Origin of the sequence: Streptomyces sp. MUSC 14, assembly GCF_001866675.1 — a bacterium.
GTDB lineage: Bacteria > Actinomycetota > Actinomycetes > Streptomycetales > Streptomycetaceae > Streptomyces.
Genome location: NZ_MLYN01000019.1, coordinates 148,414 through 173,532 on the forward strand (window position 1 = coordinate 148,414; position 25,119 = coordinate 173,532).

Annotated in this window: 24 protein-coding genes and 3 tRNA genes; 18 read left to right on the plus strand and 9 right to left on the minus strand. The window is 72.6% G+C overall.

The window, feature by feature from the left end:
- Window positions 1-51 precede the first annotated feature (51 nt).
- The 7 genes from BIV25_RS11700 to BIV25_RS11730 all read left to right on the plus strand — a co-directional run bounded on the left by BIV25_RS11700 (window position 52) and on the right by BIV25_RS11730 (window position 6,693).
- The gene (locus tag BIV25_RS11700; protein WP_071372173.1) at window positions 52-993 is read left to right on the plus strand and encodes a phosphatase PAP2 family protein; all 942 of its coding nucleotides are present in this window, start codon (window positions 52-54) and stop codon (window positions 991-993) included.
- A complete protein-coding gene (locus BIV25_RS11705) occupies window positions 890-2,149 on the plus strand; it encodes a hypothetical protein (RefSeq protein ID WP_371273014.1) in 1,260 nt (419 codons plus the stop codon). Before BIV25_RS11700 ends, BIV25_RS11705 begins: the two co-directional genes overlap by 104 nt.
- The gene (locus tag BIV25_RS11710; protein ID WP_071372175.1) at window positions 2,140-3,729 is read left to right on the plus strand and encodes a hypothetical protein; all 1,590 of its coding nucleotides are present in this window, start codon (window positions 2,140-2,142) and stop codon (window positions 3,727-3,729) included. The genes BIV25_RS11705 and BIV25_RS11710 overlap by 10 nt, the downstream gene beginning before the upstream one ends.
- Window positions 3,726-5,081, plus strand: coding sequence for an AAA domain-containing protein (locus tag BIV25_RS11715; RefSeq protein ID WP_071372176.1), 1,356 nt, complete (start codon window positions 3,726-3,728; stop codon window positions 5,079-5,081). The genes BIV25_RS11710 and BIV25_RS11715 overlap by 4 nt, the downstream gene beginning before the upstream one ends.
- A 438-nt stretch (window positions 5,082-5,519) precedes the next feature.
- Window positions 5,520-5,888, plus strand: a complete 369-nt coding sequence (locus tag BIV25_RS11720) for a hypothetical protein (RefSeq protein WP_071372177.1) — start codon at window positions 5,520-5,522, stop codon at window positions 5,886-5,888.
- Between the two features lie 168 nt (window positions 5,889-6,056).
- A complete protein-coding gene (locus tag BIV25_RS11725) occupies window positions 6,057-6,629 on the plus strand; it encodes a bifunctional DNA primase/polymerase (RefSeq protein WP_071372178.1) in 573 nt (190 codons plus the stop codon).
- Window positions 6,620-6,693, plus strand: a tRNA-Lys gene (locus BIV25_RS11730). Before BIV25_RS11725 ends, BIV25_RS11730 begins: the two co-directional genes overlap by 10 nt.
- A gap of 98 nt (window positions 6,694-6,791) precedes the next feature.
- On the opposite strand, the gene BIV25_RS11735 is transcribed toward BIV25_RS11730, so the two are convergent.
- Window positions 6,792-8,051: a M6 family metalloprotease domain-containing protein gene (locus BIV25_RS11735; protein WP_071372179.1), complete on the minus strand. Its 1,260-nt coding sequence runs from the start codon at window positions 8,049-8,051 to the stop codon at window positions 6,792-6,794.
- 326 nt (window positions 8,052-8,377) lie between these two features.
- Between BIV25_RS11735 and BIV25_RS11740 the strand changes: the two genes are divergently transcribed.
- Window positions 8,378-10,189 (plus strand): bifunctional diguanylate cyclase/phosphodiesterase, encoded by a 1,812-nt coding sequence (locus tag BIV25_RS11740; RefSeq protein WP_071372180.1) that lies wholly within the window; start codon window positions 8,378-8,380, stop codon window positions 10,187-10,189.
- A gap of 45 nt (window positions 10,190-10,234) precedes the next feature.
- Here the strand turns inward: BIV25_RS11740 and BIV25_RS11745 are convergent, their stop codons facing one another.
- The 3 genes from BIV25_RS11745 to BIV25_RS11755 all read right to left on the minus strand — a co-directional run bounded on the left by BIV25_RS11745 (window position 10,235) and on the right by BIV25_RS11755 (window position 12,990).
- Entirely contained in the window at window positions 10,235-11,332 is a 1,098-nt protein-coding gene (locus BIV25_RS11745) for an LLM class flavin-dependent oxidoreductase (RefSeq protein ID WP_071372181.1), read from the minus strand.
- A gap of 99 nt (window positions 11,333-11,431) precedes the next feature.
- Entirely contained in the window at window positions 11,432-12,163 is a 732-nt protein-coding gene (locus BIV25_RS11750; RefSeq protein WP_071372182.1) for an aspartate/glutamate racemase family protein, read from the minus strand.
- Window positions 12,164-12,195: 32 nt separating this feature from the next.
- Window positions 12,196-12,990, minus strand: a complete 795-nt coding sequence (locus tag BIV25_RS11755) for an aspartate/glutamate racemase family protein (RefSeq protein WP_071372183.1) — start codon at window positions 12,988-12,990, stop codon at window positions 12,196-12,198.
- Window positions 12,991-13,164: 174 nt separating this feature from the next.
- On the opposite strand from BIV25_RS11755, the gene BIV25_RS11760 reads away from it, so the two are divergent.
- Together BIV25_RS11760 and BIV25_RS11765 are read left to right on the plus strand one after the other, a co-directional pair.
- Window positions 13,165-14,124: a D-2-hydroxyacid dehydrogenase gene (locus BIV25_RS11760; protein ID WP_071372184.1), complete on the plus strand. Its 960-nt coding sequence runs from the start codon at window positions 13,165-13,167 to the stop codon at window positions 14,122-14,124.
- 16 nt (window positions 14,125-14,140) lie between these two features.
- Window positions 14,141-15,547, plus strand: a complete 1,407-nt coding sequence (locus BIV25_RS11765; RefSeq protein ID WP_071372185.1) for an amidase — start codon at window positions 14,141-14,143, stop codon at window positions 15,545-15,547.
- Between the two features lie 123 nt (window positions 15,548-15,670).
- Here BIV25_RS11765 and BIV25_RS11770 read toward each other — a convergent pair whose 3' ends face one another.
- Window positions 15,671-16,165: a DUF3830 family protein gene (locus BIV25_RS11770; protein WP_071372186.1), complete on the minus strand. Its 495-nt coding sequence runs from the start codon at window positions 16,163-16,165 to the stop codon at window positions 15,671-15,673.
- A 46-nt stretch (window positions 16,166-16,211) separates the two neighbouring features.
- On the opposite strand from BIV25_RS11770, the gene ehuB reads away from it, so the two are divergent.
- From ehuB to BIV25_RS11800, 6 genes are all read left to right on the plus strand, one after another.
- Window positions 16,212-17,138, plus strand: a complete 927-nt coding sequence (gene ehuB / locus BIV25_RS11775; RefSeq protein WP_071372187.1) for an ectoine/hydroxyectoine ABC transporter substrate-binding protein EhuB — start codon at window positions 16,212-16,214, stop codon at window positions 17,136-17,138.
- Window positions 17,135-17,854, plus strand: a complete 720-nt coding sequence (ehuC, locus tag BIV25_RS11780) for an ectoine/hydroxyectoine ABC transporter permease subunit EhuC (protein ID WP_071372188.1) — start codon at window positions 17,135-17,137, stop codon at window positions 17,852-17,854. The genes ehuB and ehuC overlap by 4 nt, the downstream gene beginning before the upstream one ends.
- Entirely contained in the window at window positions 17,851-18,501 is a 651-nt protein-coding gene (gene ehuD / locus BIV25_RS11785) for an ectoine/hydroxyectoine ABC transporter permease subunit EhuD (RefSeq protein WP_071372189.1), read from the plus strand. The genes ehuC and ehuD overlap by 4 nt, the downstream gene beginning before the upstream one ends.
- Complete coding sequence (gene ehuA / locus BIV25_RS11790) at window positions 18,491-19,273, plus strand: ectoine/hydroxyectoine ABC transporter ATP-binding protein EhuA (protein ID WP_071372190.1); 783 nt, start codon at window positions 18,491-18,493, stop codon at window positions 19,271-19,273. The genes ehuD and ehuA overlap by 11 nt, the downstream gene beginning before the upstream one ends.
- A gap of 177 nt (window positions 19,274-19,450) precedes the next feature.
- Window positions 19,451-20,209, plus strand: a complete 759-nt coding sequence (locus BIV25_RS11795; RefSeq protein ID WP_071372191.1) for an IclR family transcriptional regulator — start codon at window positions 19,451-19,453, stop codon at window positions 20,207-20,209.
- 98 nt (window positions 20,210-20,307) lie between these two features.
- Window positions 20,308-20,381: transfer RNA gene (locus tag BIV25_RS11800), tRNA-Lys, on the plus strand.
- 76 nt (window positions 20,382-20,457) lie between these two features.
- Here BIV25_RS11800 and BIV25_RS11805 read toward each other — a convergent pair.
- From BIV25_RS11805 to BIV25_RS11820, 4 genes are all read right to left on the minus strand, one after another.
- A complete protein-coding gene (locus BIV25_RS11805; protein WP_071372192.1) occupies window positions 20,458-20,919 on the minus strand; it encodes a DUF3592 domain-containing protein in 462 nt (153 codons plus the stop codon).
- 89 nt (window positions 20,920-21,008) lie between these two features.
- A complete protein-coding gene (locus BIV25_RS11810) occupies window positions 21,009-21,623 on the minus strand; it encodes a lytic polysaccharide monooxygenase (protein WP_071372193.1) in 615 nt (204 codons plus the stop codon).
- Window positions 21,624-21,744: 121 nt separating this feature from the next.
- A complete protein-coding gene (locus tag BIV25_RS11815; protein WP_071372194.1) occupies window positions 21,745-22,833 on the minus strand; it encodes an SPFH domain-containing protein in 1,089 nt (362 codons plus the stop codon).
- 34 nt (window positions 22,834-22,867) lie between these two features.
- Window positions 22,868-23,899, minus strand: coding sequence for a peptidoglycan-binding protein (locus BIV25_RS11820; protein WP_079176581.1), 1,032 nt, complete (start codon window positions 23,897-23,899; stop codon window positions 22,868-22,870).
- A gap of 185 nt (window positions 23,900-24,084) precedes the next feature.
- Between BIV25_RS11820 and BIV25_RS11825 the strand changes: the two genes are divergently transcribed.
- Both BIV25_RS11825 and BIV25_RS11830 read left to right on the plus strand, forming a co-directional pair.
- Window positions 24,085-24,158: transfer RNA gene (locus BIV25_RS11825), tRNA-Lys, on the plus strand.
- Window positions 24,159-24,288: 130 nt separating this feature from the next.
- Window positions 24,289-25,038, plus strand: a complete 750-nt coding sequence (locus tag BIV25_RS11830; RefSeq protein WP_071372195.1) for a FadR/GntR family transcriptional regulator — start codon at window positions 24,289-24,291, stop codon at window positions 25,036-25,038.
- Window positions 25,039-25,119: the final 81 nt, after the last annotated feature.

Sequence of the window (25,119 nt, forward strand, 5' to 3'; positions counted from 1 at the left end):
GTCGCCCTGCGGGGCGCAGGCCGTACAGCACGACAAGGGGGAGGGCGAACGATGCCGACCGAGACACCGAGCACCGGGGCGGTCCCGCCCACCCGGTTGCGCTGGTGGACCGAGCTGCCGCTGATCCTCCTGGTCTACGGCTGCTACTCGGCGGGCCGCCTGCTCGTGCGCGGTGACGTCGCCTCCGCCGTGGACCACGGCCTGGCGATCCTGCGCATCGAGAACACCCTGCACATCAACGCCGAGAACCCGCTCAACCGGCTCTTCACGCGCGAGCCCTGGCTCGGCGTACCGGCGGACTTCTGGTACGCCTCGCTGCACTACCTGATCACACCCGCGATCCTGATCTGGCTGTTCCGGGCCCGCTCCGCGCACTACCGACGGGCCCGCACCTGGCTGATGACGTCCACGTTCATCGGCTTGATCGGCTTCACGCTGCTGCCGACCTGCCCGCCCCGGCTGCTCGCCGCCGGGCACGGTTTCGTGGACACCATGGCGCACTACAGCTCCTACGGCTGGTGGGGCGGAGACGCCAGCGCACCGCGCGGGCTGGGCGGGATGACCAACCAGTACGCGGCGATGCCGAGCCTGCACGTCGGCTGGGCGCTGTGGTGTGGGGTGATGCTCTGGCGGCACAGCGGCACGCGCGCGGCGAAGATCCTCGGTGTCGCCTACCCGCTGGGCACCGCGCTGGTGGTCATGGGTACCGCCAACCACTATCTGCTGGACGCGGTCGCGGGCGTCGCCGTGATGGGCGTCGGACACCTGCTGGCGCCGCGGGTGATGCGGGTCCTGGACCGGGCCCGGGCCCGTCTGTTCCCGCGTCTCACACCCGTCGCCGACGCCACGGTTTCCCCGATTGTCAGTGGCGGATGCCAGACTTCCGCGGGTGAGCGAATTCCACGGCAGCGCGAGTCTCGGCTCGACGCCGGGGCCGAACCCGACACCTCCCCCAGCGACGAGGGCGAAGGGGCTGCGGCAACGGCTCGCTGAGCTGCGCGGTCCCGACGTACCGGCCAAGGCGCTGGACGCACGCGCCCTCGCGGCGCTCGCCGCGAACCCCGGGTGCCGCAGGCGGGCGATCCTGGACGGCGCCGGGGTGGACAAGGCACGGCTGGCGAGCGCGCTGGGCGCGCCGTCCGGTTTCGGGCAGTCGCAGTTCGCGCTGACGCGGGGCAACGCGTTCGAGGCGCGGGTGAAGGCGGACGGCGGCGCGGAGTTGCTGCGCCTGGCGCACGCCTGCCTCGACCCGGGCGCCGTGCCGCCCGAGGGGGCCGCCGTGCCCGACCTGACCGCGCACGGCCCCGAGGGGCGTACGGCGCGTACGGCGCTGGCGCTGCGGGAAGCCACGCGGGCGGGCGGCTGGACGCTGCTGGACCATCCGATGCTGGCGCTGGACGTGGCGGGTTCGCTCGCCTTCCTGGAGCCGGACGCGGTGGTGGTGCACCCCGACGGCAGCTGGTCGGTGGTGGAGATCAAGTCCTTCCCGATGCTGGACGGCGCGGCGGATCCGGCGAAGGTCGGCGCGGCGGCCCGCCAGGCGGCGGTGTACGTGCTGGCCCTGGAGGAGGTGGCCGGGCGCCTCGGCGCGGAGCCGGCTGAAGCGCCCCGGATGCACAGTGCCCATGGCAGCGCTCCGGCCCCGCGCGTGCGGCACCGGGTGCTGCTGGTGTGCCCGAAGGACTTCTCCAACCTGGCGGCCGGATCAGCCGTGGACGTGCGCAAGCAGCGCGCCGTCACCGCGCGCCAGCTGGCCCGGCTCACCCGGATCGAGGAGATCGCCGAGTCCCTGCCCGAGGGCGCGTGCTTCGCGCCCGACCGCAGTACCGGAGAACTGACGGCGGCCGTTGCGGCGGTCCCGGCGACGTACGCGCCGGAGTGCCTGTCCGCGTGCGAGCTGGCCTTCCACTGCCGGGACCGCGCGCGTGCGGCGGGCGCCGTCACCCGTCTCGGCCGCCCGCTGCGCGCCGAACTGGGCGGTCTGGCCACGGTCGAGGACGTCCTCGCGGCGGCCCGGGGCGAGGCGGGCGACCCGGCCGACCCGGCGATCGCGGCCCTGCGCCGCGCCGCCGCCCTGCGCGCCGAGGCACTGGCGAGCGCACCAGCCATGCGCACCGCAGGACCGGAGGGGGTGGCCGCGTGTCGCTGATCACGACTCTGGCCCGGTTCGAGGCCGTCGACAGCGGCCGGGCCCAGCCCGTCGCGACTGTCCGGCACCGGCATCTGTCCGCGCGCCCGCTGGTGTTCGTGCCGCTCACCACCGCCGGTGAGACCGGCGCCCCGCTGGGCGCGCTGGTCGGCACCGACCGGGACGCGCCCCGCCTGCTGGTCGTGCCGCAGCCCCGCGACCGCGACCTGCGCTTCGGCTTCCTCGCCGACCTGGCCGACGTCGTGCTGCCGTACATCGACTCCCACGCGGAGTCGGTGGAGGCGGCCGAGCGCACCGAGACCGACCCGGAGACCGGCAAGCGGGTCAAGGTCGAGGTCGAGCTGTGCGCGGACGCGCCCCAGCTGATCGTGCCGAGCCGGGCGGGCCTGGACCTCGTCCGGCTACTGGGCCGCTCGACGCGCTTTCGCCGTACGGCCGAGCAGGACCCGGAGGCGCCCCATCCGGCGCCGCCGCACATCCCGTTGCTGGGCCGCTGGCTGACCCACTACGGCGAGCGGGCCCGCGTCCCCGGCTCCGCGCTGCTGCTCGCCCTCACAGACGTACTCTCCCGGCACTGGGCCACCGGCCAGTCCAGCCTGGAGGACCAGCACCTGGGCGCGCTGCTCGCCTGGATCGACCCTCCCGAGGGCACATCGGGCGCGGAGGCCGCGCGCACGGCCGAGCTGGCCCGGGACGCCGGCGGCCAGCTGCTCTGCCCGCCCGCCGGTCCGGCCACCGACCCGGCGTTCGACAACAAGCTGCTGGCCCCGGCGATCGAACGCTACGACCGCGCGCGTGCCGCGCTCGCCGCCGCCGAGGACGCCGTGGCCGCCGACGACCGGCTGGCCACGCTCACGGCGGCCGAGCGGGAGATCCGCGACCTGGTGGCAAGCCGTACCCGGCCGACCTGGGACGCGGTGTGGCGAGGCCTGGACCTGCTGCGGGAACTGCCGCAGGGCGCGTACGCCGAGGAGCGCTGGATCCGGGACCGCTGGTCGTTCACGGGCCACCGGGACCGGGTGCTGGCCGGCGAGCCCCCGCAGCCGCGCCGGGACGACGCGGTGACGGCGGCGAACAAGCTGGCCACGCGCGAGCGTGAGCAGGCCCGGCTGGAGGCGCAGGAGGCGTTGGACGACCCGCTGGTGATGGCGGGACGGCGGCTGGCCGGGGAGGCGTTCGCGGCCGAGGTGATCGATGTCGTCATGGCGTACAGCGAGGGAAAGCGGCCGAGCCCGCGCCCGCTGGTGACGGTCCGCACGGACGACCGGCCGCAGGCGGCCGAGCGGGCGAAGGTGTACCGCTCGCTGGGCGGCAGACCGCAGTCGGCGGAGGTGGTCGGGCAGGAGGCCGGCGGGGTGCTGGTCCTGCGGGTGCTGGACAAGATGGGCCGCGGCAAGGAGCCGGAGCCCGGTTCGGTGCCGGAGAAGGGCGACCGGATCTGCTTCACGCTGTTCGAGCACGAGCAGCGCGGCGGCGCGAAGCTGCCCGGTCCGGAGGAGACCCCGTGGACGCACGGCGGCCCGCCGGGCGAGCCCGCGCCGGAGGCGCCCGACGCCGTGACCGAGGAGGACGTCCTGTGAGTCCCGCGCATCCCGCGTCGGCGGTCGGTTTCGACCCCGGAGCCGCTGCCGCCCGCGCCACCGACGCGATCCTGCGCGACACCCTGCACGGCACCGAGCGGGGCGTGGTCGTGGACTCCCCGCCGGGCGCCGGCAAGTCCACGCTGGTGGTCCGCGCGGCCCTCGAACTGGCCGACGCCGGACGCCCGTTGATGGTCGTCGCCCAGACGAACGCCCAGGTGGACGACCTGGTCCTGCGGCTCGCCGAGAAGGACCCGGAGCTGCCCGTCGGCCGCCTGCACAGCAGCGACGCGGACGCGTACGACCCGGCGCTGGACGAGCTGCCCCAGGTCCGCACCTCGGCGAAGGCCGCCGATCTGAAGGAGCTGCCCGTCGTGCTGTCCACGGCCGCGAAGTGGGCGCACGTCACGGTGGACGAGCCGTGGCGGCACGCGATCGTGGACGAGGCGTACCAGATGCGCTCGGACTCGCTGCTGGCCGTGGCCGGGCTGTTCGAGCGGGCGCTGTTCGTGGGCGACCCGGGCCAGCTGGACCCGTTCGCGATCGTCGGCAGCGAGCAGTGGGCGGGCCTGTCGTACGACCCCTCGGCCTCCGCCGTCAGCACGCTCCTGGCGCACAACCCGGCCCTGCCGCAGCACCGCCTGCCGGTGTCCTGGCGGCTCCCGGCCTCGGCGGCCCCGCTGGTCTCGGACGCGTTCTACCCGTACACCCCGTTCCGCAGCGGCACGGACCACGGCGACCGGCGCCTGGCCTTCGCCGTCCCGTCCGACGGCTCCGGCCCGGACCGGGTGATCGACGAGGCGGCGCGCTCCGGCTGGGGCCTGCTGGAGCTGCCCGCCCGGCACACTCCGCGCACGGATCCGGAGGCGGTGCGCGCGGTGGCGGCGGTGGTCCGCCGGCTGCTGGACCGGGGCGGCGCGGCCACCTCCGAGCGCTCCGAGGACCCGTCCCCCCTCACCCCCGACCGCGTCGCCGTCGGCACGGCCCACCGCGACCAGGCGGCGGCGGTCCGCGCGGCCCTCGCCGAGCTGGGCGCGGCGGACGTGACGGTCGACACGGCCAACCGGCTCCAGGGCCGCGAGTACGACGTCACGGTCGTCCTGCACCCGCTCTCCGGCCGCCCCGACGCCACGGCGTTCCACCTGGAGACCGGCCGCCTGTGCGTCCTCGCCTCCCGGCACCGCCATGCGTGCATCGTGGTGTGCCGCGCCGGTGTGGCCGACCTCCTCGACGACTACCCCTCCACGGACCCGGTCCAGCTGGGCACACTGGTGAAGTTTCCGGACGGCTGGGAGGCAATGATGTCCACATGGGACCACTGGTCCGAGCACCGGGTGGTCTGGCGTCCCTGACCGCCGCGCCCCCGCACCCGGCCGACGAGCACCCAGCTCATCGCCGCCACCCGGCCGGACGAAGCCCGGCACGCCGCCGGAGGCGGCCATCGGGAACAGCCCGGACGGCTGGGAGGCAATGATGTCCACATGGGACCACTGGTCCGAGCACCGGGTGGTCTGGCGTCCCTGACCGCCGCGCCCCCGCACCCGGCCGACGAGCACCCAGCTCATCGCCGCCACCCGGCCGGACGAAGCCCGGCACGCCGCCGGAGGCGGCCATCGGGAACAGCCCGGACGGCTGGGAGGCGGACCACGCGGTCCTGGCCCGCCTCACGGAACACCGGGTCAGCCGGCGGCCGTAGGTCACCCGTGAGGGGCTCTTGCGGGGGCGCGGGACAATGGACGGTGGCCCACCGAAGGTGGTGCCCAGCGAACCGTACGAGGAGGAGACAAGACATGGCGGAGCCCACGCCGCGTCGTGACGAACCGCGGCTACGCCCCGCGCCCCTGCTCTTCGAGCCCGTGGAAGCGGTCGCCGATCCCGAGCACTTCTTCGACCTGGAGTCGATCGAGGATCCGCGGGCGCTGCTGGCCCGGGCGACGGAGCTGACCCAGGCGTTCCGCGCGGCCGCCGACCGGGCGATGGAGTTCCAGGCCATCGCGGCGGCCCAGCTCGCCGACCCGCGTCGTTTCGACCGGCTGACCCCGGCCGACATCGCCGAGCGCGCGGAGTGGACCGAGGACTACGCGAAGAGGATGGTCGAGTTCGGCCGGGACCTGCTGCGGGGCGACAGCGAGGGGCGGACGACCCCCGACCCCGTCTGATCGCCGACCCCGTGTGAGCGTCGGCGGCGTCAACCCGGTACGTCAACGCGATACGTCAACCCGCCTGGCATATGCCAGGCGGGCAAGATACTCCTCCCCCACCCCCGTTGTCCCGGTTTTCGGCAACTCAGAAGAACGGCCCGCTCACCCCCGGTACACCTGGTGGGTATGAGCAGCACACCGAACGTCACCCGCGTCACCGCCGACGGCGTCGCCTGGCTCGCTTCGACAGGGACATATCCCCGGAGCACGCTCGCCCACTGGCAGGAGCACCCCGACGCCCCGGTCGTCCTGCCCTGCGGCACCGCCTTCGACGTGGTGAGCGCCCCCGCGGTCTTCGGGCGCCGGATGCTGGACCAGCTGTGGGACGAGGGGCCGGGCTCGGGCCCGGTCGCGATGTTCCGGGGCCGCATGCTGCTGTTCTCCACCCCGGGCACGGCCCAGCGGCTGCCCTCGCTGCTGGCCTGGGAGGAGTGGGGCTCGCACCGTACGCAGGCGGTGCCGCCGCTGCTGTGCCACGGCACCGGCGACGCGGTGACCGTCCCCGCCCCGTACGGCGACGCCCCCGCCGTGAGCGAGTCACGCTGGCTGGTGGCGCCGGACCAGCGGCACCCGTGGCTGCCGGGGCCCGAGGTGGTGCTCTGGGCGGCCGTACGAGCCGCGCGCGCTGCGGTGCGGATATCGATTTTTCCTCCCGCCGACCAGGATGCTAAGGTCTACGACGTCAGCAGGCGCCGCTAGCTCAGTTGGTTAGAGCAGCTGACTCTTAATCAGCGGGTCCGGGGTTCGAGTCCCTGGCGGCGCACGCGCGTGAAGAACGGCGGGTCCGATTCGAAAGAATCAGGCCCGCCGTTCTCTCATGTACAAGCCTCGTACGCACACACCCCTCGACGCGCCCGGCGCTCAGCCCTCGTCCTTCAGCCCCGGTGTGATCCGCACCGTCCACGCCCCCGACGCCGTCCGGCCCTCGGCCTCCACCTTCACGTCGTCCCCCGGCACGGTGAAGCTCTCGCCGAGTGCGACCGGGGCGTCCGCGAGGGCCGGATGGACCGAGTTCTCCCAGCAGGCCTCGGTGTGCGGGTGGGCGTCGACGACCTCCACCGGGCCGGCCCCGGACTGCGCGCCGCTTCTGACGCGGTACACGAGGACGCCCTGCCTGCAGGCGGCCCGGTCGTTGCCGGCCGCGCTGCGCACCTCGAAGGCGAGGGCGCTGTCGACGCCGGTGCGGACGATCGCCAGCTTCACCCCGTGCCCGAGACCGAAGGCCGGGGCGCCCGCCGCGTCCTGCACCGGGACGCCGGGGCCGGCCTCCAGCGGCTCCAGGGTCAGCCGGGTCGGCCGTGCGCCGCGCACGCACACCACCTGGCGCGGATCCAGCCAGCCCAGTTTCCACTTGTGCCACGCGAACAGGTCGGGCGAGAGGCCGAACTGACTGCCCATCAGGTCCCAGTCGCCGACGTAGGTGTCCCAGTCGCCCTTGCCGTCGACCGGGCGGTGATAGAGGTCCGGCAGGTCGAAGACATGGCCGGTCTCGTGGGCGAGGACCAGCCGGTCCGGCGGGTGCTTCTCGAAGACCGTGACGACCCGTCGGACGTCCGTGCCGTCCACGTGGATCGGCGTGTCGAGGTTCACGACCTTCGTGGCGTCCGAGTCGACGCCGGGCGCGTCCGGGTCGGCGACCAGGTACACGACCTGATAGCGGGAGAAGTCCACGTCCCTGTCGGCCGCCGCGAACGCGTCCCGCAGGTAGGTGCCGCGGTTCTCGGCGCTCCAGTCGCGCTTCATGGCGTACGCCGTGGACGGCTTCGGCATGCGCAGCCAGTGGCTCACCGGGTGGGGGCGCAGGGTGAAACGGCCGTAGGAGGCCTGCTCGTAGTAGCGGCTGGTGGCCGGGAAGTGATCGGCCGTCAGCTGGGCGGGGCTCAGTCGGGGGGTGGCGTCCGGGAAGGAGAGGAAGACGAGGACGGCGTCGAGGGCGCCGGTCGGGCGGGTGTAGTCCGGGTTCCAGGAGTCCAGGCCCTCCGAGTGGTGGTCGTCGGTGCGGTGCAGGGTGCAGGGGGTCGTGGAGAAGGGCTCGGCGGCCGAGGGGCTGCCGAGGATCGAGGTGGCGGCCAGCGCCGACAGCGTGGTGCACACGGCGGCGGTGCTGCGCAGCTTGGGCACGGACGTGACCTCCGGACGCGAATCAGGGACCCATCCTCCAGATTGATGCCGTTTATTACGCCATGCCCTGTTTGCCTGCACCGGAAGGGTGAGCGCGCCCCGCCGCGCACCGGCGCACCCCGGCGCTCGACACCCCGCATCACTCACGGAACGTCACAACTGGTCGGCGGCTTGAAGAACCCGCCCAGGTGCGGGCAGAAACGATCTGTCAGAACCCTTGCTCGATCCGGGACACTGGAGAGTGGCTGGAAGGGCCCGGGGCCAGCCTCTATGATCGGCACACTTTCCGGCACGGACAGAGATCGAGTGCACTGCGGGAGCGAGCGGTGAGCGGAACGTCCGAAGGGCCGACGCCCGCGGCAGACCTCGACCGGTCAGCCGTTACAGACAGTGACCACGCCATCTATCACCGTGTCTTCGCGGCGGCCCCGCTCGCCATGGCCGTCGTGGACCGCGCGGGACTCGTCGTCCGCGCCAACGCGGCCTTCGGGGAGCTTCTCGGCACGTCCGCCGACACCCCCCTCACCGGCCGGGTCGCCGCCGATCTGGTGGACCTGGCCTCGGACGCCCGCAGTTGGCACGCCTACCGCGAGGTCCTGCGCGGCCGGCAGGCCCGGCTGCGCTGCACCCGCCGGCTCAAACACCCCGCGGGGCACTCGGTGTGGGTGCAGATCACCGTGTCGCCGCTCACCGACGGAGCGGTCGGGGAGCCCGGGGTGCTGCTGTCGGTCGCGGACATCAGCGCCCGCCGTGAACTCCAGGCGCGGCTGCGGCACTTGCAGATGCACGACCCGGTGACCCGGCTGCCCAACCGCACGCTCTTCTTCGAGCGGCTCTCGGGCGCGCTGGAGGCGGAGTCGTACGAGCAGAGCGGCACCGGGCGGATCGGCCTGTGCTATCTGGACCTCGACGGCTTCAAGGCCGTCAACGACACCCTCGGCCACCGCGTCGGCGACCGGCTGCTCGCGGCCGTCGCCGAGCGGCTGACCCGGGTCGCCGACGAGGCGGGGTACGCCCGCGCCGTGACCCCCCTGGTGGCCCGGCTCGGCGGTGACGAGTTCGCGCTGCTGGTCGAGGACTCCACCGGCACCGAACAGCTCGCCGATCTCGCCGAGTCGGCGCTGAAGGCCCTGGAGGACCCCTTCGACCTGGCCGGACAGCGGCTGTCGCTGACCGCGTCGATCGGGGTGGTGGAGCGCCACGCGGCGGGGACGTCGGCCACCGGTCTCATGCAGGCGGCGGACACGACCCTGTACTGGGCGAAGGCCGACGGCAAGGGCCGCTGGACGCTGTTCGACCCCGAGCGCAACGCGCACCGGATGACCCGGCAGGCCCTGTCCTCGACCCTGCGCCCCGCCATCGAGCGCGGTGAATTCGCCCTGGAATACCAGCCGTTGGTCGGCATGGAGGACGGCCGGCTGTCCGGGGTCGAGGCGCTGGTGCGCTGGCATCACCCGCAGTTCGGCACGCTGACGCCGAATCGGTTCATCGGACTGGCCGAGGAGGACGGCTCGATTGTCCAGCTGGGCCGCTGGGCGCTGAACACCGCCTGCCGGCAGGCCCGCCGCTGGCAGCTGGACCACCCCGGCGAGCCGCCCATCTTCGTCAGCGTCAACGTGGCCGTACGGCAGGTGTGGGACTCCGACCTGGTCGCCGACGTGGCGCAGGTGCTCGCCGAGACCGGGCTCGCGCCGCATCTGCTCCAGCTGGAGCTGACCGAGTCGGCGGTGATGGGCTCGGCGGGCCGCCCGCTGCAGGCCCTCCAGGCGCTCAGCGACATGGGCGTGCGCATCGCCATCGACGACTTCGGCACCGGCTACTCCAACCTCGCCTACCTCAGCCGGCTGCCGGTCTCCACGCTGAAGCTGGACGGCTCCTTCGTGCGCGGCTTCCAGTACGAGGGCGACCAGAAGGCGATCGCGCCCAACCCGGCGGACGAGGTCATCGTCGAGGCGATGATCCAGCTGGCCCACCGGCTCGGCATCACGGTCACCGCCGAGTGCGTGGAGACCTCCGCGCAGGCCACCCGGCTGCGCCGGATCGGCTGCGACACCGGACAGGGCTGGCTGTACTCCCGCCCGGTGCCGCCGGATCGTATCTCCGAGCTGCTCGGCACCGACGTCTGCCCCCGGCCCTGACCGGCGCGGCCGTCCCGGCTGTCCCGCGCCCTCGCGGCCGTGGCGTCAGGCCTTCGGCAGTCCGTAGGCGTCGGCGATCAACTCGTAGGAGCGCAGCCGCAGTTCGCCGCGGTGGGCGTGGGAGACGAGCATCAGCTCGTCGGCGCCGGTGCACTTGTGCAGGTCGTCCAGGCCGGAGCGGACCTCGTCGGCGGTGCCGTGCACGATGTTGGCCGTCCAGGAGCCGATGAACTCCTCCTCCATCGGGCTGAACTCGTGCTTCTCGGCCTCGGCCGGGTCGGGGAAGAGACCGGGGCGGCCGGTGCGCAGCCGGAGCATGTTCAGGGCCATCGCCCGGGTCTGGCGGCGGGCCTCGCGCGGGTCGTCCGTGGCGAGCGTGGACACGCCGATGAGGGCGTACGGCTCGTCGAGGACCGCGGAGGGCCGGAAGGTCTCGCGGTACAGGTCGAGGGCCGGGACGGTGTTCTGCGCGGAGAAGTGGTGCGCGAAGGCGAAGGGCAGGCCCAGCATCGCGGCGAGGCGCGCGCTGAAGCCGGAGGAGCCGAGCAGCCAGATCGGCGGCCGGTGCGGGGACTGGACACCGCCGGGGCTGGTGGCCTGGACGGGGCCCGGGATGGCGTGGATACGGCCGTACGGATGCCCGTCGGGGAAGTCGTCGTCCAGGAAGCGGGTCAGCTCGGCGAGCTGCTGCGGGAAGTCGTCGGCGCCCTCGCTCAGGGTGTCGCTGCGGCGCAGGGCCGCGGCGGTGGCGCCGTCCGTGCCCGGCGCCCGGCCGAGGCCCAGGTCGACGCGGCCCGGGGCCATCGCCTCCAGCGTGCCGAACTGCTCGGCGATGACGAGCGGCGCGTGGTTGGGCAGCATGACGCCGCCCGAGCCGAGCCGGATGCGCTCGGTGTGGGCGGCGAGGTGGGCGAGGATCACCGCGGGCGAGGAGGAGGCGACGCCGGGCATGGAGTGGTGCTCGGCGACCCAGTACCGGGTGAAGCCCCGGGCCTCCGCGTACCGGGACAGCTCGACGCTGGTGCGCAGGGCGTCGCTCGCGGTACTGCCCGCGCCGACGGTCACCAGGTCCAGTACGGAGAGGGGGACGGGGGCGCTCCCGTGCGTCGTGCCCCGGATCTCGTCTGCCTCGTCTGCCGACACGGTGTGGCCTCCTGTGAAATGGCGTGAGCTGTGCGTCCGCCCATAACAGGAGGCACTCTCCGGTTATTCCGGCCTCGCGTACCGCCCCTTGTCCCGGACTCAGACCTGGATGATCGGCTCGCGCGTGAACAGGGTCCCGAGCCGCGGCGCGTTCACCCGCCGGTCCGCCAGCCGCAGCCCCTCCCACACGGTCACCTGGTTGGCCGTGAGCACCGGCTTGCCCAGCTCCCTCTCCAGCCGCGGCAGATACGCGGCCGTGTGCAGGGCCGTGTCCGGGAGCAGGATCGCCTGCGCGCCGGAGCCGTCCGCCGCGCGGGCCAGCGCCAGCACCTCCTGCTCCCCCCACGTGCCGACCTCGGCCGCCGTGACGATCCCGGACGGGCGCACCGCGGTCACCTCCAGACCGCCGGCCCGCAGGAAGCCGGCGAACAGCCCGGCCACGTCCTCCGGGTAGGTCGCGCCGACGGCGACCCGCCGTACCCCGATCTCCTGGGCCGCGTGCACGAAGGCGAACGAGGTCGAGGAGGCGGGCATCCCGGCCACCTGCGCGAGGGCGCGCACCTGGTCGCGGGCGCCGTCCCAGCCGTGCACGAAGCTGCCGCTGGTGCACGCCCACACCACCGTCTCCGCGCCCGTCAGCCGCAGCTGGGCCATCCCCGCCGCGAGCCGCTCCTGCGAGCCCATCTCGCGCAGCGCGTCCACCCGGTGCGCGTCCTCGCCGATGTCGGTGTGGACCAGGTCCAGCCGGACGTCGCTGCCGAGGAGCTGCTCGATGCGCGGGTAGTCGTCCTCGCCGGAGTGGCCGGGGTAGAGGAATCCGAGTGCGGTCATGTCCGTCCTTTTCCGTATTCCTGATTCCTGATTCAGTATTCCTGCGTCTCCTCCGGCAGTACCGGGGGCACGGGCGGCGGCCACACCCGCGCCGACTCGTCGAGCAGCGCCTGATAGGGCCCCACCGCTCGGGTACCCAGCCTGCGCAGCGCCGCCCACATCGTGACCTGGTTGGCAGACAGCACCGGGATGCGCAGCTCGGCCTCCAGCTGGGGGATCACGTCGTACGTCGGCAGGTTGGTGCAGGAGATGAACAGCGCGTCGGCCCGGCCGGGGCCGACCGCCTGGCGGGCCATGGCGACCACGTCCCGGTAAGGGACCCGCCAGATCTCCCGGGTCAGCCCCATGAAGGCGCACCCGGTGACCCGCACCCCGGCCTCGGCGACGAACTCCTCCAGCACCCGGGTGACGGAGACCGTGTACGGCGTGACCAGCGCGACCCGGCGCACACCCAGCTCGGCGAGCGCCTCCAGCAGCGCGCCGGACGTCGTCACCGAGGGCGGGGCGCCGGCGAGGCTCATCGCCGCGCACATCGCCCGCTCCCCGGCGATCCCGCCGACGAAGCTGCCCGAGGTGCAGGCGTAGGCGACGACCTCGGGGGCGACGGCGGTCAGCGCGCGGACCGCGTCGCCGAGGGTCTCGTGCTCGCTGACCAGCCGGGCCAGATCCAGGCTCACCTCGACCGGTACGAACGGCGTGCGGGTCAGATGCAGCGACACCTCGTCGGGCACCCAGCGCCACAGCTCCCGGTCGAGGGCGAAGTCAAAAGGGGCGACGACCCCCACACCGCGCTGCGGACAGGGTCCGCCCAGAAAGGAAACGTCCATGGCAGGCACCGGCCTCACGACGAGTGGACGAGTGGAAGCGAACAGCGGCGGGCGAGCGGGCAACGGATCGCGAGTACGCCCGTGTTGACGAAGGTAGGTTCGGGTGCGAGCGTGGTCAATCCGCGCATAATGCGCGGACAATCCGTGCACGTCAGACGCCCGGAGCCGCCCCGTATGACGACCGTTCCCACGCGCCCCACGCTGCTCGTGCTGGACGCCGAGCCCCTCCCGCGCCTCGGCAGCCTCACCGGTCGCGCCCGTGTCGTGCACACCGGCGCGGACCGGCTGGCCGAGCGGCTGCCGCAGGCGGACGTGCTGCTGGTCTGGGACTTCACCTCGCACGCGGTGCGCGAGGCCTGGCCGGGTGACGGGCCCCGGCCGCGCTGGGTGCACACGGCGAGCGCGGGTGTGGAGCATCTGATGTGCCCGGAGCTGGCCGCGTCCGACACGGTCGTGACCAACGCGCGCGGGATCTTCGACCAGCCGATCGCCGAGTACGTGGCGGCGCTGGTGCTGGCCGTGGCCAAGGATCTGCCGCGCACGCTGGAGCACCAGCGGGAGCGGGCCTGGCGGCACCGGGAGAGCCGGCGGGTGGCGGGCACGCGCGCGTGCGTGGTCGGTTCGGGCCCGATCGGCCGGGCGATCGTACGGACCCTGAAGGCGCTCGGTGTGACGACGGCGCTGGTCGGGCGGACCCCGCGGACCGGCATCCACGGCCCGGCCGACCTGGACCGGCTGGTCTCGCGCGCGGACTGGGTGATCGCGGCCGCGCCGCTCACCGAGCAGACGCACCACATGTTCGACGCCCACCGCTTCGGCGTGATGCAGCCGTCCGCGTTCTTCGTGAACGTCGGCCGCGGCGGGCTCGTGGACGAGGACGCCCTCGCCCGGGCCCTGACCCGGCGCTGGATCGCGGGCGCCGCCCTCGACGTGTTCACGACCGAGCCCCTCCCCGGGGACAGCCCGCTGTGGGGTCTGCCCGGGCTGATCGTCTCGCCGCACATGAGCGGTGACACGGTCGGCTGGCGCGATGAACTGGGCCGGCAGTTCGTGGAGTTGTACGAGCGGTGGGCCGCGGGCAGATCACTGGTGAACGTGGTCGACAAGAAGCGCGGCTACGTCCCCGGTCACTGAACCTCCAGGAGGGTGCATGCAGCTCACCGACCTGACCGCCGTCCAGCTCCTCGACGGATACCGCAAGGGCGAGTTCAGTCCCGTGGAGGCGACCGAACAGGCGCTGGAACGGGCCCGGCGGATCCAGCCGGAGGTGAACGCGTTCGTCCGGCTCACCGAGGAGGACGCGCTCACGCGGGCCCGGGAGGCGCAGGCGCGCTGGCGGCGCGGTGCGCCGGCGGGGCTGCTCGACGGGGTGCCGGTCACGGTGAAGGACATCCTGCTGACGCGCGGGTGGCCGACCCTGCGCGGCTCCAGGACTGTCTCTGATCAAGGGAGCTGGACCGAGGACGCCCCCTCGGTGGCCCGGCTGCGCGAGCACGGCGCGGTGTTCCTCGGCAAGACCACGACCCCCGAGTTCGGCTGGAAGGGCGTGACGGACTCCCCGCTGTCGGGGATCACCCGCAACCCGCACGACCCGTCCCGGACCAGCGGCGGCTCCAGCGGTGGCAGCGCGGCCGCCGTCGCGCTCGGCGCGGGCCCGCTGTCGCTGGGCACGGACGGCGGCGGCAGCATCCGGATCCCGGCCGCGTTCTGCGGGATCTTCGGCCTGAAGCCGACCTACGGCAGGGTGCCGCTGTACCCGGCGAGCGCGTACGGCACGCTGTCGCACGTGGGCCCGATGACCCGGGACGCGGCGGACGCGGCGCTGATGCTGGACGTGATCGGCGTCCCCGACCCGCGCGACTGGTCGGCCCTGCCGCCCGCACCGGGTTCCTTCACGGAAGGCCTGGCGGGCGGGGTGCACGGCCTGCGAGTGGCGTACTCGCCGTCGCTGGGCGGCCAGGTGGCGGTGGATCCGCAGGTCGCGGCGGCGGTCCGGCGGGCGGTGGCCCGGCTCGCCGAGCTCGGCGCGTACGTCGAGGAGACCGACCCCGACTTCAGCGACCCGGTGGAGGCGTACCACACCCTGTGGTTCAGCGGCGCGGCCCGGCTCACCGAGCGCTTCTCGCCGTACAAGCGGCAGCTGCTGGACCCCGGCCTGCGGGAGGTCTGCGTCCAGGGCGCCCGGTACAGCGCGCTGGACTACCTGGCCGCGGTGGACGTCCGCATGGACCTCGGGCGGCGCATGGGGCGCTTCCACGAGACGTACGACCTGCTGGTGACGCCGACGCTGCCGGTCACGGCGTTCGAGGCGGGCGAGGAGGTGCCGAAGGGGTCGGCGCACCGCCGCTGGACCGGCTGGACCCCCTTCACCTACCCCTTCAACCTCACCCAGCAGCCCGCCGCGACCGTCCCGGTGGGCACGGACGGGGCCGGACTGCCGGTGGGGATGCAACTCGTCGCGGCCCGCCACCGGGACGACCTGGTGCTACGCGCCGCACACGCACTGTACGAGGCAGGGATCCCCTCGCCCACGACCATCACACCCGCCGAAAGCTGAACATCTCCCCCACCACGACCGTCCCGGCGGGGATACAACCCGTGACGGCCCGACACCACGACGACCTGGTGCTACGCGCCGCGCACGCGCTGTACGAGGCGCGGATCGCCCGGCTCGCGACCGTCACGCCCGCCGGAAGCTGAGCGTCTCCCCCGCCGCGCCGGTCCGCCACAGGTCGTTGCAGGCCTCGGCCATCCGGTCGAGGCCGTCGGTCACCTGGCCCCAGACGATCCCGGGCACCCAGCCCACGTCCCCGTTGAGCAGCAGGTTGTTGCGCTCGTAGAACAGGGCCAGGTCGACGACGGTGCTGCCGGGGCGGACCTCGCGGTCGTAGCCGTAGGCCTTGGTGCCCAGCTCGGCGCCCGCGAAGGAGAAGTAACAGAGGTCGCCGGGAATCGGGGTGACCGTCGGGTTCTCCAGTGGGGGTTCCGTGGAGGCGAACGGCGGGAAGAGGGCGTAGATCTCGTTGCGCGCGTACTTGGCGTGGTAGACGTCTCCGGACAGGGGCAGGGCCTGCCAGACGGCCTCGCAGGTCAGGGGCGCGCGGTCGGTCAGGAGGCGGGCCGTGCAGTGCACGTCCCGCGTGTCGAGTGAGACGGTGACGAATCGATCGGCCATGTAACCAGGGTGCATAGCCCGGGTGCGCTTGGGTAGCCGCGCCGCCATGGCTCCACCACTTGGGAACGACGTACACACATTCCGGTCGGTACACAGACACAGCCGGCGGTCCGTGCTCGGCGGTCTCGGCGGGCTCGCCGCCCTCGGGGCGCTGGGGGCCGCCGGGTGCACGCGGGTGGCCTCGGCGTCGGACAAGCCGGGAGGTGACCTGCTCGAACGGCTCCGCGCGCAGGGGGTCGTCCGGCTCGGGATCGCCGGGGAGATCCCCTTCGGGTACATCGACAAGAACGGCCATCTCACGGGCGAGGCACCGGAGTTGGCGAAGGTCGTCTTCAGGCGGCTCGGGGTCGGCAGGGTGCAGCCGGTGCCGACGGAGTTCGGCTCGCTGATCCCGGGGCTCAACTCCCAGCAGTTCGACGTCGTCGCGGCCGGGATGTACGTCAACCCGGAGCGCTGCCAGCAGGTGATCTTCGCCGACCCCGACTACCAGATGCTGGACTCCTTCATCGTGCGCAAGGGCAACCCGCTCGGGCTGCACAGCTACAAGGACGTCGTCGCGAAGAAGGCCAAGTTCGCCACCGGCACCGGGTACGCCGAGATCGAGTACGCCGTCGGGGCCGGGTACCAACAGGGCGACATCCTCATCGTGCCGGACCAGGTCGCCGGGCTGAACGCGGTGGAGGCGGGCCGCGTCGACGTCTTCGCCGGTACGGCGCTCACCGTCCGCGCGGTCGTGAAGAAGTCGAGCAAGGCGGAGGCCACCGCGCCGTTCGCACCGCTCGTCAAGGGCAAGCCGCACGTCGACGGCGGCGCCTTCGCGTTCCGGTCCGCCGAGACGGCGCTGCGGGACGCGTTCAACGTCGAGCTGCACAAGCTGAAGACGAGCGGGGAGCTGTTCCGGATCCTGAAACCCTTCGGCTTCACCGAGGCCGAGATGACCGACCTCACCGCGAAGGAGCTGTGCGGCGGATGACCTCGGGACTGTGGGAACTCGTACTGAAGGGCGTCTGGACCACGATCCAGCTGCTGGTGTTCAGCGCCCTGCTGGCCACCGCCGTGTCCTTCGTCGTCGGCGTCGCGCGCACGCACCGCAGCCGGCTCGTGCGCTTCGTCGCCGGCTTCTACACCGAGGTGTTCCGCGGCACCTCGGCGCTGGTGATGATCTTCTGGGTGTTCTTCGTGCTGCCCATCGCGTTCGGCTGGCAGCTGGTGCCGATGTGGGCGGGCACGCTGGCGCTAGGGATGACGTACGGCGCGTACGGCTCGGAGATCGTGCGCGGCGCGCTGAACGCGGTCGACCCGGCGCAGAAGGAGGGCGGAGTGGCCCTCAGCTTCACGCCCTGGCAGCGCCTTCGGCTGATCGAGCTGCCGCAGGCGGTGCCGGAGATGATCCCGTCCTTCTGCAATCTGCTGATCGAGCTGCTCAAGGGCACCGCGCTGGTGTCGGTCATGGGCATGGGCGATCTGACGTTCAGCGCGAACCTGGTGCGGCTCGCGCTGCAGCAGAGCGCGGAGATCTACACGTACGTGCTGCTGATCTACTTCGCGATCGCCTTCGTGCTGACGCGGCTGATGCGGGTGCTGGAGAAGAGGCTGAAGGCCGGGATCGGCAGGGACGCGGGGAGCGAGCCGGCGGCGCGTGCGCTCAAGCGGGCGCAGACGACCGGAGTGGGGGGTGGCGTCGCATGAAGTGGGACTGGAACGCCGTACGCGATTTCATGCCGGAGTTCTGGCACGGGCTGCTCGTCACCCTCCAGATCCTGGCCCTCGGCTCGCTGCTGTCGTTCACGCTCGGCCTGGTGTGGACGCTGCTGATGCGGACGCCGACCCGGTGGGTGCGCTGGCCGGTCGGGATCGTCACGGAGTTCGTGCGCAACACCCCGCTGCTGGTGCAGCTGTTCTTCCTGTTCTACGTACTGCCCGAGTGGGGCCTGACCTTCTCGGCGCTGGCCACCGGCGTGTTCGCGATCGGCCTGCACTACTCGACGTACACGATGCAGGTCTACCGGGCCGGCATCGAGGCCGTGCCGGTCGGCCAGTGGGAGGCCGCGACGGCGCTGAACCTGCCCCGGCGGCGGACCTGGACCGCGGTGATCCTGCCGCAGGCGATCCGCCGGGTGATCCCCGCGCTCGGCAACTACGTGATCGCCATGCTGAAGGACACCCCGATGCTGATGGTGATCACCGTGCTGGAGATGCTCGGCCGGGCCCGGCTCTTCTCCCAGCAGCACTTCCAGTTCACCGAGCCCCTCACCGTGATCGGTGTGGCCTTCATCCTCATCTCCTTCCCGGCCTCCCTGCTGCTGCGAGCTCTGGAGCGACGCCTTGTCCGTTGAACCCCGTACGAAGTCCACCGTCGCCGAGGGCGTGCCGGGCGAGCTGGTCCGGCTGGAGAAGGTCACCAAGCGCTTCGGCTCGAACACCGTCCTCGACCAGCTGGACTTCTCCGTCCAGCCCGGTAAGCACGTGACGCTGATCGGCCCCTCCGGCTCCGGCAAGACCACGATCCTGCGGCTGCTGATGACCCTCACCAAGCCGGACGAGGGCACGATCACCGTCGACGGACAGCCGCTGTTCCCGGCCCCGGAGAAGGAGATCCGCGAGGTCCGCAAGAAGATCGGGATGGTCTTCCAGCACTTCAACCTCTTCCCGAACATGAGCGTGCTGCGCAACATCACCGAGGCGCCGGTGCAGGTCCTCGGCCTGTCCCCGGACGAGGCCGAGGCGCGGGCCCGGGAGCTGCTGGAGCTGGTGGGGCTCGCCGACAAGTGCGACGCGAAGCCGACCCGGCTGTCCGGCGGGCAGCAGCAGCGGGTGGCGATCGCCCGCGCACTGGCGATGCGGCCGCGGGTGCTGCTGCTCGACGAGGTGACCTCCGCGCTCGACCCGGAGCTGGTCGCGGGCGTCCTCGACCTGCTCCGGGACATCGCCCGCACCACCGACATCACGATGCTCTGCGTGACCCACGAGATGGGTTTCGCCCGGGACATCTCCGACCAGGTCCTGATGTTCGACGGCGGCCGGGTCATCGAGTCGGGCCCGCCGGAGCGGATCTTCAGCGACCCGGAGCAGGAGCGCACCCGGGAATTCCTCAGCGCGGTCCTATGACGGTGCCCTTGGCATATGCCAGGGGGTTGGTACCGCAGTTGGGAGAGGGCTGGGGCGAGGACGGTGAACACCACAATCTCGCCAACACCCTCTCCCCAGGGACCCTTTGCCCGATATCGTGGTACCGATCCGCCGACCGGATTTCGCGGCCAGACAGGCGAGCCAGGGGGGAACACCGTGGCACTGACGCACGAGCCGACCGCCCCGTACCATTCGGCCCAGGACGCGCTGCGCGTACTGGAGACCGTGGCGCGCCACTCCGCCGGGGTCACCGACACCGAGCTGGCCCGCGGCACCGGCCTCGGCTCCGAGCGGCTCTCCGCGCTGCTGCGCATGCTGCGCCGCGAGGGCTACGTCGAGCAGATCGGCGACGGGGCGTACGTCACGGGCGACACCCTGCGCCGCCTCACCTCGGCGCACGACCATGAGCAGGCCCTGGGCGAGAAGCTCCAGCACACCCTGGACCGGCTGCGCGACTCGGTCGGCGCGGCGGTCTACATGAGCCGGTACGTCGACGGCGAGGTCAGGGTCACCCAGTACGCCGCCGGCCCGGCCACCCCGGCGGTGAACGAATGGGTGGACTTCCGTTACTCCGCGCACGCCACCGCCGTCGGCAAGAGCCTGCTGACCCAGCTCGACCACAACGGCCGGCGCGACCATCTCTCCCGGCACCGGATGGCCCGCCTCACCTCGCGCACCATCACCAGCGACAAGCTGCTGCTCTCCCGCCTGGAGTCGCAGCCGCCGACGGTGCCGGTGCTCGACCTCCAGGAGTACGCGGTCGGCACGGTCTGCGCGGCCGTCCCGATCACCGCGGGCTCCTCGGTGGGCTGCCTCGCCCTGTCCCTCCCGGTGGAGCACGCCCACCGGCTGAAGCAGGCCGCGGACGCGCTCAACCGCAACGCGGCGCCACTGCTGCTGTCGCTCACGCTCTAGGGCGGCCCGGAGCTGGTCACGAGCACCCCTCGGGACCAGGTAGTATTTTCTTCGTCGCCAGCCGCGGGAGACAAAATCCGGCGGAGGGCGGGAGTCATGCGCCGCTAGCTCAGTTGGTTAGAGCAGCTGACTCTTAATCAGCGGGTCCGGGGTTCGAGTCCCTGGCGGCGCACACGGATGAAGGGCCCCTCGCGAGAGCGAGGGGCCCTTCGGCGTCTTCCACGTCGACACTGCGTCAGTTCGGGAGACTAGGGAAAGAAGCCGTCCGCGGCCGAGAACATCAGGTGGGCGCTGACCATGAAGGCGACGCAGCCCGCGATGAAGACCCCGAGGAACGCCAGCAGGCAGCCCGACTCGGCCACGAGTCTGCCGGGCGCCGGGGCGTGCGCGGTCGCCCGCTCGGGGCGCTCGGCCGTGTAGTGCACGGTGACGACGTCGCCCTCGACGACCGTCCCCGGCCCGTTGCTCTCCTCGAAGCGGACGGCGCGGCCCCCGCCGGTGGTGAACTCGTACACGTGATGCAGCGTCGTGCTGACGGAGCTCTCCCCGCCGCCGCTGGCCGTCGTGTACGTCCGCAGGCAGCGCGCCTCGGCCGTCAGTCCGCCGATCCAGGCGGCGCGCACCTCCCGGGCCCGGCCGAGCAGCCTGACCAGGGCGCGGACCGCCATGGCGATCATGAGCGCCGGTGCGACGTAGAACATCGCCTCCATGAGTCCCCCCGCACGGTGTGCACCGGCCCCGGTCGGCCGGCGTGGCAGGAACCTACCCACGCCGGCCGCGCCATGGGCTCAGGGGAACCTCAGAACGTGACGTCCGAGCAGGCGTAGAACGCGTTGCCCGTGTCGGCGATCGTCCACACCGCGAGGATGACGTGGTGCCCGCTCAGCCCGCTCGGCAGGGTGCCGCTGTGGCTGAGGGTGGCCGGCGGGCGCTGGCCGTTGTACGGCACTGTCAGGAACGGGGTGAGATCCAGGTCCGAGCGGGACAGGGCGTGGTTCTGGTCCCAGCCCTGCTTGGTGACGTAGTACGTGAAGTCGGTCGTGGCGTGCATGGCGGTGAACTGCCAGCGGAAGGTGTACGTCTGGCCGCCCGTCACCCGGGTGGTGGGCCAGGCCCCGCCGGAGGGCGTGGTCGGTGAGCTGAGCTGGGCGAACCGGTCGAGGCCGCCGTTGCAGATCTGGCCGTCGGCGGGCCCGGCGGCCGGGAAGCCCTTGGGGCCCTCGACGCTCTGCGGCTCGTACTGGATGTCGCCGCAGTTCGTCACGGTGCCGTTGGCGCAGAGCTTCTGCCTGCTGACGGGGAGGTCGGTGTAGCCGTGCCCGCTGGCGCCGCCGGTGGAGAGCGCGAACGCGACGGCGGTCACCACCCCGAGCACGACCGCGGACAACGCCGGGAACTTGGTCTTGGTGCGCATGCTGCCGCTCCTCGAGAACGTGGGGAGTTCGGGTGAGCTGTGCAGGTGGTGCGGTTAGGTCTAGACCAAGTGTCAGGTTATTGCCGCCCTTTGAACATGTCCATACCAATCGCAGCGTGCGCTACGCCGGCTCTCCGCGCCCCGAACAGAAGGCGACCGTCAGATCCCGCACCAGCACCTTGCGCTCGTGGTCGTCGAGTTCGACCAGGCCGCGCCCGGTCAGCCGGGCCACCGTGTCCTCCACCGAGTCGACCACCGAGCTGAGCATGCGGGCCCGCTGCCGGGCGTCCAGCCGGGCGATCCGGCGCCGGTGCATCGCGGCGGCGATCTCGGGGGCGTACTCCACCTGGACCGGCTGGACCGAGAAGACGTCCAGGCCGACCGGCGCGCTCTCCGCCGCCACCAGCCGGGTCAGCGCGTCCCCGGCCACCGTCATGCCGTCCTCCGTCTCGCCCTCCGGCTCCACGGGCACCCGGGCCAGCGCCGCCTCCACGCACGCGTGCAGGTACGTCTCGTGGTCCGCGACGCCGAACACCGCCCGCGCGGTGTCACGGACCCGCCACACCACGAGGACCTGCACCCGGAGCCCCGTGCCGTCCGGATCCGCCGCCGCCATCTCCTCGCTGCGCCAGTGCCGCAGCCGCAGGTCCACCCCGTGGCGCGGCAGCATCGGGTTCACCCACAGCAGCCCGGTGCGCCGGACGGTCCCCCGGTAGCGGCCGAACAGGCCGAGCACCCAGGCCCGTCCGGTGCGCCCGCGGGTCAGCCCGCCGAAGCCGAGCGCGCCGAGCACCCAGGCCCCGGCGTACGCGGCCCACTGCGCAGGTCCGAGACCCGCCCCGGCGGGCACCGGCAGCCCGAGCGCGTGCGTCGCGACCCGGGGCAGCAGCCCCGCCCACCACGTCGTCGCCACGCATCCGGCGATCCCGCACACCCCGGTGAGCACGCCGGCCGCCCCCGGCAGCACCCGCGCGGCACGCTCGGCCAGCTCCGGGTCGACCTCCGGCAGCGGGCGGCGGCGCACCGCGGCGGGCTTGGGCGGCACCTTCACCGGATGCGACGGGTCGGGGCTGCCGGGGAAGGGCAGCGTGACGGGGATCTCGGCGGTCGTCTCGTTCTGGCTCAGCGGGCCCGGCAGGCCGCCCGGACCCACGGCGGCCTCCGGTCGCCCCTCGGACTCGGGCGGCGTGTGTGACGTGGTCGTACTCATTCGTACCTCCGGGGGACGAGTGGGGAGTTACGGGTCAGATGCCGGTCACGTGGTCCGGGCCGGCGGTCAGGAAGAGCCGGCGCCAGGTCTCCGGGCCCGGGTAGCCGTCCGCCGCGCCGCCCCGCCAGCCCTGGGCGCGCTGGAACGCCTCGACGGCACGGCGGTCCGCCTCGCTCCAGACCGGGCCGGGGCCGGTGGCGTAGAACCTGCCGAACCCTTTCTCCACCAGCCGGCGGCCCAGCTGGGTGACGTGGTCGTTCTCCGCGCCCGGCAGGAAGAAGGCGCGGCCGGGATAGCCGGGCACGCCGTGCGAGGCGGGCCGGGCCGGGTGGCCGGTGGCGGCGGACCGGACGAGGTGGCGGGCCCTGCCCTTGCCGTCGTCCGCGGGAGCGCCCGCGGTGGCCGGGGTCACGCCCTTGTAGCGGTACGGGACGTACTTGTCGGCGTTGCTCCAGTACGGGTAGGGCGTGGGCTGGCTGCGGGCGTTCGGGGGTGTCTGCTCGTAGATCGTGTAGGAGCCGTGCGTGTAGTCGGTCCAGCCACCGAAGATCACCACGTGGGAGCCCTTCTCGGGGTTGTCGGGGTTGTGGTAGAGCAGGATGTCGCCGGGCTCCAGCTCCTCCTTGGTGATCTTCACGCCGAACGAGCCGAGACTGCCGGTCCACTCGTTGGTCCCGAGGTTCCAGGCCATGGAGACGTAGCCGGAGCAGTCCTGCCGGTACCCGTCGGACCAGTAGGTGCTCATGCTGTACGGCACCTTCGCCGCCACCCAGACCTTGGCCCGATTGATGATCTCGGCCCGGGTGGTGGCGGGGACGTTGGCGGGGTTGGCGGGGCCGGCGCTCTTGCCGTGCAGCCCGGACCGGCCACCCTGCGGGGTGTCGGGCCCGTTGCCCGCGTGGACGTGGGGGCGCTGGACGGCGGGCCGGGCGACGGGGAGGGCGGCGGCCGGGGCGGCCGCGCCGAGGAGGGCGACCGCGGCGGCGGCGACGAGACCACAGGCGGCCGGGCGGCCGACCGGGCGGCCCGGCGGCGTACGGCGGCCCACGAACACCGGAGCGGTCATGAGATCTGCCTCACATTCAGAGGTAATTTGTCCGCGTGTGTGCACGTTGGTCAGTTTCCCAACTGTCCAGCGGGCCGCCACTTTGACGGTCCGAATGATGTACGCGGCCACCCGGCACCCCTCCGGCCATCCGGAGGTGGTCGAAGGCACCCCTCAAGGTCAGGTAGAGTTATCTCCGTCAGCAGGCGCCGCTAGCTCAGTTGGTTAGAGCAGCTGACTCTTAATCAGCGGGTCCGGGGTTCGAGTCCCTGGCGGCGCACGATGACGATGGCGATCCATGTCCGCAGAAAGCGCGGACCTGGATCGCCATCTCTGTTATTGCGCGGCTTCGCCGCATTGCACCGATATCCCTCTGCCGATCCCCTCGTTTGGCCGGATACGCTCTGGCCATGGCAGCCCGGGATCTCCAGGAGCGGATCAAGAAGCTGATCGTCGAGCGGCGGCTGCCCTCGGGTGCCCTGCTGCCGACCGAGCCGGAGCTGATGGAGTACCTCGGGGCGAGCCGGAACTCGGTGCGCGAGGCGCTGAAGGCGCTCCAGGCGATGGGCATCGTGGAGATCCGGCACGGGTTCGGGACGTACGTCGGCCCGATGTCGTTCGCACCGATGATCGAGGGCCTGGCCTTCCGTACGGTCGCCGGGCACTACCGGGGCGAGGATTCCCTGCTCCAGCTGCTGGAGCTGCGCGAGGCCGTGGAGACCGGGCTGGTCTCGCGGCTGGCCGGGCGGCTGCCCGAGTCGGACCTCGGTGAACTGGATGCCCTCGTCGCCCGTATGGAACAGGAGGCCGCACAGGGAGCCGGCCTCGCCGAGACCGACCGCGCCTTTCACGCCACCCTCTACCGAGGGCTGGACAACGCGCTGCTGAGCGAGGTGCTGGAGGCGTTCTGGGACGCCTTCCACCGGGTGCAGCGGGATCTGGTGGACGTGCCGCAGGACCCCCGGGTCACCTGTCGCCAGCACCGGGAGATCCTGGACGCGGTCCGGTCCGGGGACTCGCTGCGGGCGGAGGAGGCCATAAGGGATCACTTCGGCAACATCCGCGTCCGCCTCTCCACGACCGGCGCGCCCCGGCCCTCCGGGAGCACCGGCGCACCCCGATCCCCCGAGCCCCACCCGCGCCACAATGAACGGGTTTGACCCGTAAACACCGCGTTTCGCGTCTTGCGATCATGCCGAACGGCGTAGAACCCTGGATGTCCAAGCTGCGGCCCATTGGCG